Source organism: Halomonas sp. 3F2F, assembly GCF_014897805.1.
Lineage (GTDB): Bacteria > Pseudomonadota > Gammaproteobacteria > Pseudomonadales > Halomonadaceae > Vreelandella.
Map to the genome: position 1 here is coordinate 1 of NZ_JABUZE010000046.1, position 15,903 is coordinate 15,903.

Genomic DNA, 15,903 nt, shown 5'->3' on the forward strand with positions numbered 1-15,903 from the left:
ATCCTACATACATTATGCACGAAAACTTTCGGTTAGGCACTTAAGGTTAAGAGGCGATATAACGGTGTACGCGAATCGACTTGAGGAAGGGGATGTCCTCAATCTTTTGATCCAGTCGCTTACTTTGGGTTCGCTTTTCAGGCGGGCGAGATGCTGGCGCCCGGTAGTGCGGCAGCTTGCCATCGTCAGCAGGAACAATCAGTGGCAGCGCCAGGTTGAGCGAACGTCGGTACTCAACTGGGGCCGTATCACCCAACACCTCAATATCGTAGTAGACATTGGCCCGCATCGTCGGCGACAGCCTCTGTACCTGCGCCAGCGGCTCCCCAGGCGCTAGGTTGCCTAAAAGACCCAGCTGCAGCTTTACATGGGGGCTATCGGCACCAAGTTTCATCAGTTGGCGCTCGGCCTGGGCGACACTAATACGCCGAATTGAACGCCCTGAGACATACCATGTGAAGTTCACGCGCTTAACCGGTTTATCGATCATCGGGATATGCCGCCAGGCTTGTTTGAGATTGAGTCGCGCCAGCCCTACGCCATCCAGGTTCGTCTTAACTTGAGGGTGGCGATGTAATAAAGAACCTTTGAGTGGCGCATAAATGGTTTCATCCATGGCCTTTATGTCCATCATTAGCCGGTGAAACGTATCCTTGGCCTCATTAACCTCGGAAAGCGCCTTCCATAACGTTGGCGGTGCCGCGATCATCCCGATATAGGGCCGAGTTTCACGGCCATCTTGACCATCCTGGTACCAGAAGTCGAGCAAGGCATTAAGCAACCATTTATGGTCGGGGGCTTCTTCATGAAGTGCCCACACGTCAGTTTGCGCATCTTTAAAGATGGCACAGGCACGTTGAATGGTGGTTACAACATCATCAAAAGCCACTTCAATTTGTTTTAATAACTGGTACTGACGAGAAACTGGCTGCCCCATAAAAGGCCTCTCTATGGATAGCGCTGACATGCGCATTATTACTTATAGTGTAGCATATCCATTACTACATTTTTTTAACGATAACAATGAATGTTTTGACGTTTTTAAACGCGAGATTAATCAATCCAGGCTAACCACTTGTGCAGCGAGTCGAATATTTTATCATTGCACAACATCGAAATATCGCTAGGAGCAAATCATGGCTGAGAATCAAGAACCGCTCGATTATGAGCACGAAAAAGGCGGCGCAGATCACGCGCAAAGTGATGAAAAATATCAACAGGCAGAGGGGCAAGGCCTGAGTCACGAGGACGTTCAGGCAAAAGGACTGCTCGGCCTTAGCGAAGCTATTCAAAAATCAGAAGCGCTTTTAGCAGCAGCAAAAGAGTTGCGTGCTGCGTCACTCAAGGTTAAAAAAAAACAAGAAGAAGAGGATGAGGCAAGACGGCTAGCAAAAGCATTGCAAGAGGAAGTGAATACCATCTTGAGCGCTCGTTTGGATAAACAAGATACGTCACAAATGCGCAGCGCTGAAAAGGTTCAGAAGGAGGTTTTAAAAGCACACAATAAAGTCGATAGAGCCATCGAGAGCGCAAATAGAGAGGAAGAAAAAACTGAAGAGGCGTATTTGAAATTAATGTCACTGGTAGTTGTGTCTTGAAACGTGTGAGCAGGGTTTTACTCATTGACGCAGACTCTCTAACACCCGAACAAGTGAGAGTGGTGGTATCGAGTGGAGACTATGCCATTGTTGCAGGAAATGACAATCAAGACATGAAACGGTGGTATGCCTTGGCGGGAATAGTCAAAGAACTGCGAGTCAATGAGGTGCCTGCAGCGATAAAGCAAGGTGCTGACCTTGCGCTCGCATTTTCAGCAGGCGAGGCCCTGTCAACGACCCCAACGATGCGGCAGTTGCCATGGTTAATCATGGCAAAAGATCGTGACTTAGAGGCGATTACCGCCTTGTTGCATCAGCGCGATGTTCGAAACGTGGTGCAAATAGCGCTACGAAAACCGCGAGCCAAGAAAAGCAAAACTCGTGCGCAGCCTAACGCCTGCAAGTCACCAGAAGGGGTAGCGTTAGACCGCGTTTTTTCAAGCAACGGCGGCTATCCGCTCGCCCTCAACAAAATACCGGCGATACTCAAGCAGCCTGGGCTTGGCAAGATGGAAGGCGCTGTGCGAGAACGATTTAGGCGTAAAGGGGGCGTTAGAAAATCACTCTGCGCCTTAGGCTTCACCTGTGACGCACGTTTCGTTTTAAAAAGTCCAGTTTAACCCGCGAATAACACGGCCATTTCAACCGCGCTAATCGGCGCGGTTAAAGATTCTTTGCGCGTAAAATAGACCAACAGGCCTACGGGTCACCCACCAACGAGGAAACGATGACAAACGCGGTATCATGCAGCGTAAAGTTGATGATCTGGTCAGCGCGATTACCGAGCTTGAGAGTAAGGTGATGGCCGCACTCGATAAAGGCGAGGAAGGTCTAGCAAATGAAGTTGCCGAGGGCATTTCCCAGTTGGAAAGCCAGCCCAAGGAGTAAGCCTTAACCCACACTGAGAGCGGTGATGCGAAACACAGCGCTTCACCACTCAACGTAATCTTTGTTACGTAATGCGTAGTACGTAATATACATTACATCCAACGAGGAATGCAGTGCGCTCGTTCTTCAGCGACTACTCAAAACCATCAAGTCTACGTACCTTAGCGTGTCCTGGCCGTTCCTGTTCGCCCTCTCGGTGCTTCACATGGCGAGCTCATGGCTACATCGCCGATCATGTCATTACGATTCCAGGCGACGCCATCTTAGTCGAATAGACAGGGCTAAGGCGGCAAACATAGCTTGATAGCAAGTACGACATAATAGTGAAATCGACCGTTCATAACTCTCAACTTCAAAGGAAACCAGATACAAACATGACGACACTAGGTAACTTAATTAGAGAACACCGGTTAGCCGGTTAGAAAAAGGGTTCAACAAGGCCGAACTCGCTCGACAGATAGGTGTTTCGGATGTCTCGGTTTCTTACTACGAGAGCGGTGCAATCAAGCAGATTGGCCACGAGCGCTTAGGTAGGCTGGTGCAAGTGCTAGATATCAGTCTCTATTACGTACTGGGAATTGATGAACGCGAACATTTTCAACTGTCAGCACAAGAGGAAGAATCAAAGCGCGAGCTGTTGCTAAAACTGCAGGAGAGGGTTCAAGAAGAGGAGTCCGCCGTGCTTTCCCCGGCAGAGGTACGCCTGCTTGCAAAGAGCACGTCGCTCAAAGAGTCACTGGCCACCATAAAGCGTTAATCGGTCTATCGAAAAAAGGCTCCCAATTTTGGGAGCCTTTTACGTTAGGAACCAACAGGCGTTACGTTAGTCGCCGTGGTTTGCCGCATGACTATTATGTCCATGGCTAAATTCACGAACACCCAACCGCTGGCGCTCTTGAACGTTCCGCATGTGTAGCCATGCTTTCAGTTCGTTCACGTCGCGCTGGCCACGCAACACTAACTGCGGGTGTGTTGTGTCTACGCTGTCCACCTGCAAGTACCCCAGACCAAGTAGACGAAGTGGAAATGGCTTCTCAGTGGAGAGGTCACGAATACGTGCTATCTCTATTTGATCGCGGCGGCTATTAAGCACACCGCGAGAGTAATAAAGCATGTCAGAGCTAACGTCATAGCGCGTGGTTAGTAGCACAAGGGCTTGCCACAGCGGCTTCATTGCGCAAAGAGCCCAAAGCGCCGCAACTACCAGTGCATAGGACGCCTCTAGGCGAGCACCGAGGCCAATCCAGCCCGCCATAAGCAACACCTCTGGCTGGAACTCATAGAGCGCATAAGTAACCACCAGCGCCAGCGCCAAGTAGGCGATAAAGGATGGCAGAGCGAGTGCTAGCGACGGTTTGAGGCGGCGTAGGTAATTCCCGCTCTCTGCTTTAGTTTGTAATGACGGCTGCATGGATACGCCTCTGTGTCGTTGTTTAATGGGTATGGGATGGCCGGTACTTAGCCCGCTAGAAGGCTTCCCAATCATCGTTTGTGGTAATGCGTTCGCCAGGGGATGCAGGTGCCTTGGCTTCCGCACGCGGACGTATCGCAGCGGTTGCTAGCTGCATGGTCAGGAGTATCAATAACAACGCGAACGCCATAACGAGCGGCACCAGTGTCGTTAGCAGCAAGCGTCGTGTAAGGGAGGGTTGTGACAAAAAAGCGGGCAGCATTTACTGGCGTCCTTAATAGCGTTCATTACGAGAGGGCTATTAGGTTACCTAAAAGTACCCAACGACTTGCCGATTAAGACACCCGTTTTAGCACTGCTGTCGTATATTGGTCTCCCGTGCAGGGTTTATGACTTTTCCCAGGGGTATGACTGTGCCAATTCATTCTCGGGATCGCCATTGCTTTCATGAGCAGACAGATACTCTTGGACGCAGGGGCTAACAGCGGGAGATGTAATGCCCGTTGTTGATGGCGCCTCCACCAAGACGCCATCTTGGAAGTAGAAGTGGGTGACAACACCAGGCGTAAATAGGCTTGAGGGTGTAAAAGCGCGAGAGTGCTCAATCTTCTCTAACGCGCCGAATAGCACCGACTGATTAGATGATGGTACTGACAGGTGGCTTTGCTCTGCAGTGTCGCTAGGAGCAAAGGAGGCTGATGTATTGAGGCGGGCGGGACGGTCAACACTATCCAGTCGTCGATCAGGAGCAGCCTGGCGGTCTGGCTCCATCGTCGGGGATAGAGGCTTCAGTGTTGCGTAGAGGGTATCAGCGGCTCCCAAGGTCGGGGAGGCTGGCGCACGGTTTGCGGTGATTGACAGACCTTCATAAGGTTGGGGCGTAGGAACACTGGGAGCAACTTCGCAAGGCGTTTCGTGTATGGCCGACGTTTTCGAGGGCGATGCGCGTAATACCTGGGCGCCACCAGCGGTAATCGGCTTAGACGGTTCGGATAGGCCCGTGAAAGAGGGCTTAGCGTTTGCATTGCCCACTGGAACCTTTACGGGCTCATCAAGCATTTGGAAAGGATTGTTTTGGCCAGTAGCCCCCCCAGTGGGGCTAACATTGGGGCTTTCAGCAGTAGTCTTAGGGGCAGAGGAGTGCGTAAAGGTATGCCATGATGCCCGCACCGCCCACGAGATGTGGATGGAGAGACGAACAACAAAGGGTGAAATAGACCAGCCGTGCTGTTCATCGTACTTGATCTCGCCTCCTGTCTGAATGGTATCGACCTTTACGACATCAAGGGCAAGCGGGACTGGATTAGGCAATTGGTGCGATGGGGCCAATTTCGCAAACATCGCCCTTGCCCGCTGAAAACTTTGCTGCTCAGCGGCTTTTATCGCATGCAGAAGCTTATTGTTCCCAGGATTGATCTTGAACCGGAAGGCGGGATCAAGTCGATCAATGTCGAGGCTTTTCAAAGCATCTAACGCCTTTAAGGCCTGCTTGCCTCGTCGAACGGTAACCGTGATTTGCACCTCTGCAACTGAGAGCATAGGCAGCTTCCGACGAATCCCCCCATTCGGTGTTGAGAGATTGCGCATTATGAGGGGAGCGACTTCGACTTCTGAATGGCTAAAACCACGGGCCATGAGAGCCGAATGAATGAGCTCAGCACGCTGATTTAGACGGCTTGTAAGGCGAGAGACGCTAGGGATGCCAAGCCCACAGGCCGTTAATTGTCGCTCATATAAAGTGGCAGTTATGGACAAATAGACCGGTTTAACAGTGACTTCTGCATCAGCGTGACAGTGCGCGATCCAGGATTCGCTAGTATCGTCATACTCGACAGTTTCTGTAGCGGCTGATAGGGGCATGACAACTCCAAAATGGCAGCTAGAAGATTAACATTAGCCTTAAAAAGATACCGTTACCTTTTATATGTGTCTCAAAGGCACCCTTTCATGCTTATATTGAATGCAAAAGGTCGCGGCTGGGGTGAATGGGCAGGTATCGTTAGGTTGCTAAGCAGATGAGCCACTTGGAGGCCTTAGTGTCGTTTGGATAGGCCCAGGTTATCAGTGAAAGAGGTTATAAGCGGAAAATAAGGAGGCTATTTTGGCTCCACAAATCGCCAAAAATGGACGAAAAAGGAAGGGCCACAGCGTCCTCTCAAGAAGCTTTTTTCAATGCCTCAAGAGGCATGTCTTTGGGGAAAAGCGCAGTAAATATCTGAGTGGCACGCTCAAAGTGCTCAAGACCGAGCTTTGAGTTAAGTATGACACCGCCAGCGAGACTTCCTGACTGTTGATTGTTGTTAACTGAAAGATCGCCAAGGCCGCGCTGGCGCATATCCGCTTCAGCGAGTTCAAAACCATCATTGGTCGCGCATAGCGCATTGAGGCGATTAATCGAGACATCTTGTAGATTGGCGACCTCTGCCACTAAATCACACCATCCATCACCGCCTAAGCGAGCCACGCGGCCCCTAATTTGGTGCAGCTGTGTTAGGCCCAAGCGTTCGGGCGAAAGAATCAACACACGGCGCAGATTGGGGATGTTGAGGCCGACTTCAGCGGCGGTTGTCGCGCATAAAATGCTGGCGCTACCTGCACGCATAGCCGTGAGCGACGCTTCACGATCCCGTGCCTTCATTTTCCCATGCAGTGTGACAACGGCATCATCACCGAATGCGCTACGCCAAAGCTTGGCGCCACTCTCAAGAGACGGAACAGAAGGCGGCACACGTTCACCATCGAGAACCATCTTCTGATCACGTTCTAACAAGCGGTCGGCCTCACGCTCATTGCGGGCCGCGTAGATCACTAACACTTGGTCGCCGTTATCGAGCGTGCGCTTAACGGACTGGAACAGAGCCCGTTTTTCGTGAACGGACTGAATATCATGGAGCGTGGTGATGATGCTTTTAGGCGTGTGAGGCTTCGTTAACCTAGATACCGGCAACAAGCCAAACATCGCCTGAGCCAGCGTTCGTGGTAGGCAGGTTGCAGTTGCTTCCAGAAGGTGCCCGGTACGGTGTGTGAGCGCATGGCGTTGATTGACACTCATACGCTGCTGCTCATCCACAATGGTCAATGTAGGCTTCCAGTCAGGACAGCGATGTATAAGCGCCGTGGTGCCTATTCTTACAGAAGCGCTAGGCGTCTCTCCGGCACTTTTTGCGGTCACTTCATCAAACACAATGTCAGGCCACCATTCACGGATAGCCTCAATGAACTGGTCTGAAATATCTGACGATGGCAGCATCATGCCCACGTCGCCGCCAGCATCATACACAGCCGCCATCACTAACAGCATGACTACGGACTTGCCGGTACCCACATCACCGCTGAGTAATCGATGGGCCGGTTTACCTTGGGCCATATCGTGCAAGAAATCAGCTACCGCGTCCTTTTGTTCGGAAGTCGGCGGGTAGGGCATTTGGGCGATCCGAGCCTCAACAGCCGACCAGGGGATGACGACTTGCTGGAAGATGCCTGACTTAGGCCGCTCAGCCTCAACAGCCTGCAGCGCTGAAAACGCATCAAGATCAGTGAGCAGGCGAACAGCCATTTCACCCTGTGTCGGTTTAGTGGGCAGGTGCATGCGGTAGACCACATTTTCAAGCGTCGTCTGCTTCATATTTGCAACACCAGAGTATTCACCCCAAGCAGCAAGCAACGCCATTTGATCAACGTTCCCTATACGCTCAAGAATGAAGGCACGCGCCAGCTTTAAATTGTCTTCGGTGAGTAACGATAAAACGCGCTCACGTACCTTGTCAGCTCCGATTACGCCCGTTTTCGATGGGTATACGCCAAGCGCGGCACCGGCCACTGACGTGTCAATGGGCGTGGGATCAAACAACACTACGTGGCCATTGGGATGGGTAGTAACCGTGCCGACTAGGGCTATGCAAGCGCCTTTTGACTTCCAACTACCAGGAAGCTGGTTAGCATGGCGGTGCAAAAAAACGTGAATAGGAACCTGCCTTTCGGACAGCGTAATCGTTAGGTGGCTTCTCTTTTTAACAGCATCATAGCGAGCAGGGGAAACAACATAGCCTTTCAGCGTAACTTTGGTGCTGTACTCGGAATTGGGAAGTTCGCTATGTCGTGTAATCACATTACGCAAATCTTCATAACGATTAGGCGCTATAAAAAGTGCTTTCCAGGGCGCGTCTGCGGGAACGCCAAAGGTTGTTAAGCGGCCAACAGAATCGTGCTTTTTTTTATACCTATTGGAAGCCACCATAGCGTACCGAGTTAAGTAAGGTTGACCAACTATATCACACGTCCCACGGTCGAAAAGACGATGGAAACCGCGAAAAAAGACCCATAAAAAATAGCTACTGGACTATGCTGTAATGCGCGCCTAGCCCATAGGTAGTAGCGAAGTATCAGGGTGGCCCGATGCGTTCACTTTGACATCCACCGTCCACTAAATCAGAGATTTTAGTGGCGGATTCCCACAACTGGACGGCCATGCCCGACCGCGAGAATGTTCTTGGCCCCGTTGATATCGCGGTCTCCGTGCGTGACACCACACGCACAGCAAGTCCATTCCCTAATTCCAAGCCCTGCGATACCTCTCGGCCTCGAATCAGGCAATGCGCCACAATTCGAGCAGGTTTGGGTGGTGTACGACTCGTTCACTTCCTTGAAAACAATGCCTGCGTGAGCGCATTTATAATCCAACATTGTTTTCAGCATGTACCAGCCAGCGTCCAGCACTGACTTGGCCATGTTGGTTTTAGCTAACGAGGACGATTTCACGTTACCCACATAGATTTCGCCGGAGCGGTTAACCAACTCTCGGCTGAATTTGTGCAAGGCGTCTTTACGCCGATTCGCAATCTTGGCGTGAATGGTTTTTACCCGTTTTTTCTTACGAGCGCGCTGTGCAACAGCGAGCTTTTCCTGCTGATCCCGGTAAAATCGCCCCGCCTCTAACTTAGTGCCATCAGAGCAGGTAGCGGTATCTTTTAGCCCCAGGTCAATGCCGATCTTGTCTTGGCCTGCGGGGATAGCCGTTTCGACCTCAGCGACCACATTGAAATACCAACGACCTCGGCTATCTTCATTGAAACTACCCGCCCGAAACGGGTACTGACTCAGGCCATAGCTATCCCAGACCTTGAAATACTGCTTGTTGTGGTACACACAGCCATGTTTGAAGCTGATGCAGTCTTTGCGAACGGGTATCCAGCCCAAGGAGCGCCGCACGCCCCCGGATTTGCGCCAACTCAAGCGGTTCTTCTTGAATTGCTTTCGGCGCAGCGCGTATTCGTGCCCTACCATCTGCACAGTGGCTGAATTTAAGCCTAACTCCTTTCCCGCTCCCTTAGTGTAGTCCTGTAGGTCATAGCCGGAGAGCCAGGTTTGGCGTTCAGAGATCGAACGGAAGCTGAGTTCGTTGCAGTAATTCCACACCTGATTGACCGCCCAGGCCCATTCGCGCAGCACCTTGGCGTGCTTGTCGCGGATACGGACGTTGAGGGTTTTCGTGTGGAGATTCGGTTTCATGTCTGGTAACTTAGCGATAATACAATTTGGTGTCAATATTATGAAGTCACACTATCACTGCGTTTATGACATGAAATACCATTTGGTGTTAGTGACTAAGTATCGACGTAAATGTTTTACCGCCGAGATACTGGACAGGCTTGAAGCCATTGCCAGGGAGCTTTGTTTGAAGTGGGAGGTCGAGGTTTTGGAATTTGGTGGCGAAGCCGATCACGTTCACTTGCTTCTTGGCCTTAACCCTACGATCCAGCCTTCCAAGCTGGTCAACAGCCTGAAAACGGTGACCAGCAGGCGGCTTCGGGTCGAATTCACCGAGCATTTGGCGCAGTTTTATTGGAAACCGGTGCTCTGGAGTCGGGCCTACTGTTTGCTGACGGCTGGTGGTGCCCCGATTGAGGTACTGCGCGACTACATCGAGAATCAAGACCGGCCAACGTGACGTTGGCCGCGCTATCCATCGCCACCCAAACCAAGGTTATGGGTGGAGAATTCCGCGCTTATCGTTAATAAAGCGGGCAATAAGATGCCCGTTTTTGCACCGCAATCAGAAATCAGCCCTCGACACTAAGCGGGCCTTTAAAGGGAAGGGAATGAGTAGGTTTCGTAAGGTAGTAAGTGGAATCATGTTGGCGCTGGGAATGGCTATACCGGTTGCCGCGTTCGCTACCGTCTCAGTAGCATCTTTCAATATTCAAAATTTAGGGTGGCAGAATTCGAAAGACTATAAAACGGTTGCGCTGATCACATCATCATTTGATGTTGTTGCCGTGCAGGAAGTTATGAACGAAGAGGGCGCTGAAAGACTGCATAGGGCACTAGAAAAAGTCAGTGGTGAAGCATGGAGCTACATGATGAGCCATCTAATAGGGCGCGGCTCTTATAAAGAGGCGTATGCGATATACTCCCGGGATAGTGCAGCACGATATCTGGATGGGGCCGTTGTGTACTTAGCAAAAGTCCGCGTAAACCCTCGCCCGATTGAGGGCGGGGATACAAGCGGGCAGCGCACTAGCGCTGCTGGGGTTGTAGTTTCGTATGTATCTGGCACTATACATTCATACAGTCAGCGAGTTGATTCGCCGTGCTCACAGCCACCAAAGTACGCATCTACCCCACCCCCGAACAGGCTGATTTCTTGAATCAGCAGTTTGGTGCGGTGCGGTTTGCGTACAATAAGGCACTGCACATTATCAGCTCGCAGTACAAGCGCCATGGCACCAAGCTGCGCGCTAAGAAAGACCTCAAGCCGTTGTTGGCGGTGGCGAAGAAGTCGCGTAAGTATCACTGGCTCAAAGCGTTTGATTCTATCGCGCTGCAACAGGCGTGCATTAACCTGGATCGCGCCTTCCAGAACTTCTTTAACCCACAGCTAAAAGCCCGCTATCCGCGCTTTAAACGCAAACATGGCAAGCAATCGAGCTATCACTGCACCAGCGTTAAGGCGGGTGATGACTGGATCAAAGTACCGAAGCTCACGCCGATTAAAGCCCGAATCCATCGAGAGATCGCGGGTACGCTGAAAAGTATTACACTGACCCGCACCACCACGGGCAAGTATTTTGCCTCGCTGCTGGTCGATGACGGTGTAGAGTCACCCGCGCCGCTCCAAACAGTAGACACGGTGCTGGGCGTCGATATGGGCTTGACGCATCTGGCCATCGATTCCACTGGCCGCAAGGTCGCCAATCCTCGCTTCTTGACGCTGGCGCGTACCAACCTGCGCCGCAAGCAGAAAGCGCTTTCCCGCTGCCAGAAAGGCAGCAAGGGCCGTGCAAAAGCACGGCTCAAACTCGCCAAGGCCCATGAGCGCTTGGCCTATGCCCGTGCTGACTTCCAGCACAAACTGTCTCGACAGCTCATTGACGATAACCAAGCAGTGGTGGTCGAGACCCTGAAAGTGAAAAACATGCTCAAAAACCGCAAGCTGGCCAAGCATATTGCCGATGCGAGCTGGAGTAGCCTGATTGAAAAGCTGGCGTATAAGGCAAAGGAACAGGGCAAGCATCTGGTGAAAATCGACCAGTGGTTCGCCAGTTCCAAAACCTGCGCGGGCTGCGGGCATAAAGCAGAGTCGATGCCGTTAAGCATTCGTCGCTGGGATTGCTCAGGCTGCGGCACCCAGGGCATTGACCGCGACATCAATGCCGCGATCAATATTCGCCAGCAAGGCATTTTAAAATTAAAGGCGGAAGGGCTGTCCGTCTCTGTCCATGGAGGCCTGCGTAAGCCCGGTCACGCACCGGCAGCGGCCTAAGAAGTGGGAAGCCTCACCCGTGGTCGCGTAGCGACGTAGGGTGGGGAGCAGTCACACCCAGAAGATACTTTTGCACGCGAGCCTTTTTCTGCGCGCTACCAAAGCGTGCGAACCGGCGACGTATTCGCCTTAGCCAACCTGCACGTATTGTACGGAAATCGAGTGTCTGACCGGCTGCCGGAAATCGATTACTTGGCCTCTTACTGGGAGTGGCTAAAAGAAATCTACCCGGATACGCCTATCATCCTGGCAGGTGACTTTAATCTGGATGTTGGGCACGAAGGCTTTACGGCTCTATTAGATCAGTCGGCACGGTTGGCCATTGAAGACCAGGGCAGTACCACGATCAGCCCCATCAACGGTCGCTATGCTAATAACTATGACCACATCTTTGTAAGCCCTAGCGTTAATGTCACTAGCAACGGTGTGCTCCGTTTTCCACAGTGGCTGGGCATGACTCATGAAGAAGCACGGGAGACGGTTTCAGACCATGTACCAGTATGGATTGGCTTGAACGGAGGTGACATAAAGCTACCTGAAACAGAGCTTTATGAAGTTGAACGACCAGTCGCCATGGGGGCTGAGGGGTGCATAGACATTAATCAGAGTAGTCAGGAGGAGTTGGTACAGCTCCCGCATGTAGGCGAAGCCCGAGCGGTTAATATAGTAGAAGGGCGCCCATGGTCGAGCGCCGATAGTCTTAGCGATATAAGCGGGTTGAGCCCTGCAAGGGTGACCGAAATTATCAACACCAACCAGCTATGCCCTTAGCACACGAAGAATGCGCTCACGTTACTGGCGCTTCCCGTATTCGGCATCGAGCAGCTGGGCTGCCTCATCACGGTACCCAGTTGTGGAGTCAAATAAGTACGTCTCAGTGGTGCTCATTGAGGCGTGCCCCAGGAGGCGCTGAATAGCCCGCATCGACATTCCCGCATTGAGCAAGTTGGTTGCATAGGTGCGTCGGAAGTCGTGAGGCGAGATATTAGACACACCAAGCTTCCCGGCCACTTCTTTCTTAATACGCTCCAAGCTGTAATTTACTGCAGCCACAGAAAGAGGCCGGTTCAAGTCCGTCGCTTTGTCGCGGCCCCTGTAGATACCATTAAAGAGAAAGCCTGGCTCCCAGGTGCGGTACCGATCCAGATAATCAATCAGACGCTCCCAAACGCCATTAGGTATCTTCAGTGTACGATCTTTGTTTCCCTTGCCAGTGACATGAACGTCCCGTGTTTCAAAGTCGATTCTCGCCATTTCTATGTGGCAGACTTCAGCGCGGCGAAGCCCTAACGCGACCATCATGGCGAACATCAAACCATCGCGGGCGTGCATAGCATCATTCTTGATGTCGCAGGCATCCAGCGCAGCCCTTATGAGCGCTTTTCCGTAAGCCTTTCCGCGTGGTTTTTTGTGGCTTTTTGCTTGCCGCACTTCACCTATCATTTCTTTCGTATCGCGAGACATCAAACCGAGCACAACAGCCTCTCGGGCAATTCCCCTAAAAAGGGCTCTGTAAGCATTTCTACTTTTTGCGCTTAATGGTGCGTAATCTTCACCGCGTTTTTTGCCAAGACGAGGAGAGGTTTTTTGTATGATTTTTGCAGGATTATCATTTTCATTTTCTGGCGGTTTTCCGTCTCGGCCATCGCGCATAATTGATAGGATCGTCTGAACGCTGGATGCGTCTAAATCCTCCCAGTGAACGAAGTCAAATCGAAAAAGCTGGTCGGGGTACACCTTGCGAAGGTCTGGATTTTCAACACCAGGGGGTACATACCGGGGCACTTCAGGCACACCCAGGATGCGAGCGATGCGGTTCAACTGACTACGCTTGCTGGTGCGTGATACCGACGACTCCTGGCGATCCAGATGCTGGAATGCTGGATTTTTAGAGCGCGGTATCGGCGTTGAAGAGATTCGAACTGGCAAGGTGTCATGAGTAACCGCCAGCAAACGAGAGCCTGCGCTGGGCTCTTGATAGGCAGCTATCTCTGATCCAGCGCTGCGATCTGCAACCAGGTATTCAGTAGGCACCGTGTAATCAGTCATGGTTTCGCCTCTACGATGATCTTTGTGTCAGTGGCACGCTTAAATAGTTAGCTATCGTGAGGATTTGTTCTGTTTGTGACAGTGCCAGGGATAACTAGGGTGAAAAGGTTATGAGCGCCCTGCTTTTGGCCCAAAAACAACAACTAACTATAATCATCATTATATCTAGTTGTAGATATAATGGTAGGGGTAGAGAGACCCCTCCTGTACTTCCACACAAAGCACTAAATTTGGAATGCACCCACCCAACGCCATGAATTTTTACCTCCCACATCCACGCAAAGTGATTAAGTCGGCGTATATCCAGCTATTCCACGTAAAGCGCTTAATTTCATCACGGGCAATGCCTGACCTGATCCGCTAACGCTTTCGATGCCACCTGTATTCCTCCAAGCGCATCCACTAGCGGGGTATTAAACTTGAAATAAGCTGCTGAGCATGAGCGCCAAGCCAGCTGGGACATAGAAGAGCTGACGGGCTATAAAGGTCATCGAACGCTGAAATTTAATGATTTACCACCCAGCCTATATGCCGGGGGTTGTTGGTTGATTGCAATGAAAGCCACCCTAACTCAATCAATGATCTAAACGATATCTAACAAATGTCTGCGAAGCCAAGTAACCTTTTGAGCCTTGAATACAAGTTAGAAGTACATTCAATTCTGGCTTGGGTAAAACAATATACATCATGTTACCTGCGGTATTCCGCCACACCTGGGCAACGCCATCTTCTCCGTATTTCTCTATCTTCTCATGTTCCCGCTTGGTGGGTATTTTATATAAAGCTAAGTGCCTATGATTTAGTGCATCGCATATACTTTTAAACGGATCGGATGGCGATGAACCCGAGAAAATTCGGTGTTGGTCGGCAAACTCGGTCACGCTCCGCTCTGATATACCCAATCTACCCATCCCTTCGACATAAATGATCATATAGGGAGAACGCATATCTTCAGAAATGCTCACAGGAACAGGATTGGGCCAAGGTGTTTCTTCTTCTTCAACCTCAGCTTCATCAAGCCGGTTTACCGGCGTTTTAGCAAAAGCAGTACGAAGTAACGATGCGTAAGGCTCAATAGCGTGCCTGTCGGTTTTTTTGGCAAGAACGTCCAGTATGGCGGGTTGAGAAACCATTATGCTAAAAGAGCCAGGATTAATACTGCCGAGAATATCTGCAGAGTCCCAAAGCAGGTAGCGCAAAGACATTAACTCAGCTATGGCTTTAACATCCTGAACATCATAGATATTTTCTGTCGAAACATCTACGTTCAGCCAGCCGAAGCGACGCTTTCCAAGATACCATTTTACGGTTACAACCAAGGCGCTAATGCTTATGGCCTCTACCCTCAACGTGGCTTTCATTATCTCTCTACTTAGTGTTCGTTGGTTTTTAGGTGTCTAATAAATAGTAGTACCATACCCAATTCTACTACACTATTTGCCATGGCAGGCAAATGCTATATCCTATGCGTTTAATATAGAGCATTGAATGAGGAACATAGATGAGCGGTTTAATTCAGCGGTACCATCAAATGGAGGCGGAAAAACGGCGCCTCGAAGAAGAGCTTGATAAACTTCGCAATGATGACCGCCTTCAAAAAGAGCTTGAGTTCAGTGAAAAGCTTGAAGCACTTCTAGTTGAGCACAACAAAACCTCGAAAGAAGTGATAATGTTGCTCGACCCTTCATACGGTTCTTCCCCAGAAGCCGCTACACCTAAGCGTAAGCGGTCTTTACGGATTTATACAAACCCTGAGACTGGCGAAAAGGTTGAGACATACGGCGGCAACAACAAAACAATTCGCGCCTGGAAAGAACAATATGGCGAAGATACGGTAAAAGGCTGGGTAGAAATTAGCGACTAGGTTGGGACAGTTTTAAACGAGAAAAGCCAGCAAACCTTATGGTTGCTGGCTTTTTTTGTACCCATCACTCTTTATGCTCACGAACGTTATTATCAGCAGCATGCTGTCTTGCTGCAGTCTCTTTTTTATCCTGCCGTTTAGCCAGGTATATCGAAGCAACTGCGACGAGGCTACTAAATAACAATATCATAACTATAATTAGAGCGGTTGATAACATGGTATCACCTTAGGTGTTATTGCGAGTGCTACGCTTCTTGAAGCGCAACCACATTTTGGTCGAGAAGATTGGTTCTTCGTCACTTCACGTGGATTTGGCCTGATCGAATAGGCG

The 15,903-nt window shown here is 50.7% G+C and carries 15 protein-coding genes and 1 pseudogene; 8 read left to right on the top strand and 8 right to left on the bottom strand.

Annotation, left to right across the window (positions count from 1 at the left end; all coding sequences use genetic code 11):
• Positions 1-46: 46 nt before the first annotated feature.
• Entirely contained in the window at positions 47-937 is an 891-nt protein-coding gene (locus tag INT21_RS05565; RefSeq protein ID WP_193084949.1) for a DNA replication terminus site-binding protein, read from the bottom strand.
• Between the two features lie 199 nt (positions 938-1,136).
• On the opposite strand from INT21_RS05565, the gene INT21_RS05570 reads away from it, so the two are divergent.
• From INT21_RS05570 to INT21_RS20320, 4 genes and pseudogenes are all read left to right on the top strand, one after another.
• The gene (locus INT21_RS05570) at positions 1,137-1,598 is read left to right on the top strand and encodes a hypothetical protein (protein WP_193084950.1); all 462 of its coding nucleotides are present in this window, start codon (positions 1,137-1,139) and stop codon (positions 1,596-1,598) included.
• Positions 1,595-2,218 (top strand): hypothetical protein, encoded by a 624-nt coding sequence (locus tag INT21_RS05575; RefSeq protein ID WP_193084951.1) that lies wholly within the window; start codon positions 1,595-1,597, stop codon positions 2,216-2,218. The genes INT21_RS05570 and INT21_RS05575 overlap by 4 nt, the downstream gene beginning before the upstream one ends.
• A 124-nt stretch (positions 2,219-2,342) precedes the next feature.
• Entirely contained in the window at positions 2,343-2,486 is a 144-nt protein-coding gene (locus tag INT21_RS05580) for a hypothetical protein (RefSeq protein ID WP_193084952.1), read from the top strand.
• A 427-nt stretch (positions 2,487-2,913) separates the two neighbouring features.
• A pseudogene (locus INT21_RS20320) lies at positions 2,914-3,243 on the top strand (helix-turn-helix domain-containing protein); the annotation flags it as partial.
• A 66-nt stretch (positions 3,244-3,309) separates the two neighbouring features.
• Here the strand turns inward: INT21_RS20320 and INT21_RS05595 are convergent.
• From INT21_RS05595 to INT21_RS05615, 5 genes are all read right to left on the bottom strand, one after another.
• Positions 3,310-3,897 (bottom strand): PH domain-containing protein, encoded by a 588-nt coding sequence (locus tag INT21_RS05595; protein WP_193084954.1) that lies wholly within the window; start codon positions 3,895-3,897, stop codon positions 3,310-3,312.
• A gap of 55 nt (positions 3,898-3,952) precedes the next feature.
• Positions 3,953-4,159, bottom strand: a complete 207-nt coding sequence (locus tag INT21_RS05600; protein WP_193084955.1) for a hypothetical protein — start codon at positions 4,157-4,159, stop codon at positions 3,953-3,955.
• Between the two features lie 125 nt (positions 4,160-4,284).
• Positions 4,285-5,757 carry a hypothetical protein gene (locus tag INT21_RS05605; RefSeq protein WP_193084956.1) on the bottom strand — a complete coding sequence of 491 codons (1,473 nt, stop codon included), beginning with the start codon at positions 5,755-5,757 and terminating at the stop codon, positions 4,285-4,287.
• A 295-nt stretch (positions 5,758-6,052) separates the two neighbouring features.
• Positions 6,053-8,134, bottom strand: a complete 2,082-nt coding sequence (locus INT21_RS05610; RefSeq protein ID WP_226930592.1) for a helicase-related protein — start codon at positions 8,132-8,134, stop codon at positions 6,053-6,055.
• A 200-nt stretch (positions 8,135-8,334) separates the two neighbouring features.
• Complete coding sequence (locus tag INT21_RS05615) at positions 8,335-9,405, bottom strand: RNA-guided endonuclease TnpB family protein (RefSeq protein ID WP_193084958.1); 1,071 nt, start codon at positions 9,403-9,405, stop codon at positions 8,335-8,337.
• Positions 9,406-9,424: 19 nt separating this feature from the next.
• Between INT21_RS05615 and tnpA the strand changes: the two genes are divergently transcribed.
• From tnpA to INT21_RS05630, 3 genes are all read left to right on the top strand, one after another.
• Entirely contained in the window at positions 9,425-9,844 is a 420-nt protein-coding gene (tnpA, locus tag INT21_RS05620; protein ID WP_443588373.1) for an IS200/IS605 family transposase, read from the top strand.
• Positions 9,845-10,486: 642 nt separating this feature from the next.
• Positions 10,487-11,659 (top strand): RNA-guided endonuclease InsQ/TnpB family protein, encoded by a 1,173-nt coding sequence (locus tag INT21_RS05625; protein ID WP_193084960.1) that lies wholly within the window; start codon positions 10,487-10,489, stop codon positions 11,657-11,659.
• 162 nt (positions 11,660-11,821) lie between these two features.
• On the top strand, positions 11,822-12,430 hold the full coding sequence (locus INT21_RS05630; protein ID WP_193084961.1) for an endonuclease/exonuclease/phosphatase family protein: 609 nt from the start codon (positions 11,822-11,824) through the stop codon (positions 12,428-12,430).
• Between the two features lie 21 nt (positions 12,431-12,451).
• Here the strand turns inward: INT21_RS05630 and INT21_RS05635 are convergent, their stop codons facing one another.
• Positions 12,452-13,708, bottom strand: a complete 1,257-nt coding sequence (locus INT21_RS05635) for a site-specific integrase (RefSeq protein ID WP_193084962.1) — start codon at positions 13,706-13,708, stop codon at positions 12,452-12,454.
• Positions 13,709-14,283: 575 nt separating this feature from the next.
• A complete protein-coding gene (locus INT21_RS05640; RefSeq protein WP_193084963.1) occupies positions 14,284-15,069 on the bottom strand; it encodes a hypothetical protein in 786 nt (261 codons plus the stop codon).
• 140 nt (positions 15,070-15,209) lie between these two features.
• Here INT21_RS05640 and INT21_RS05645 point away from each other — a divergent pair, with 140 nt between their 5' ends.
• Positions 15,210-15,572, top strand: coding sequence for a histone-like nucleoid-structuring protein, MvaT/MvaU family (locus tag INT21_RS05645; RefSeq protein WP_193084964.1), 363 nt, complete (start codon positions 15,210-15,212; stop codon positions 15,570-15,572).
• Positions 15,573-15,903 lie beyond the last annotated feature (331 nt).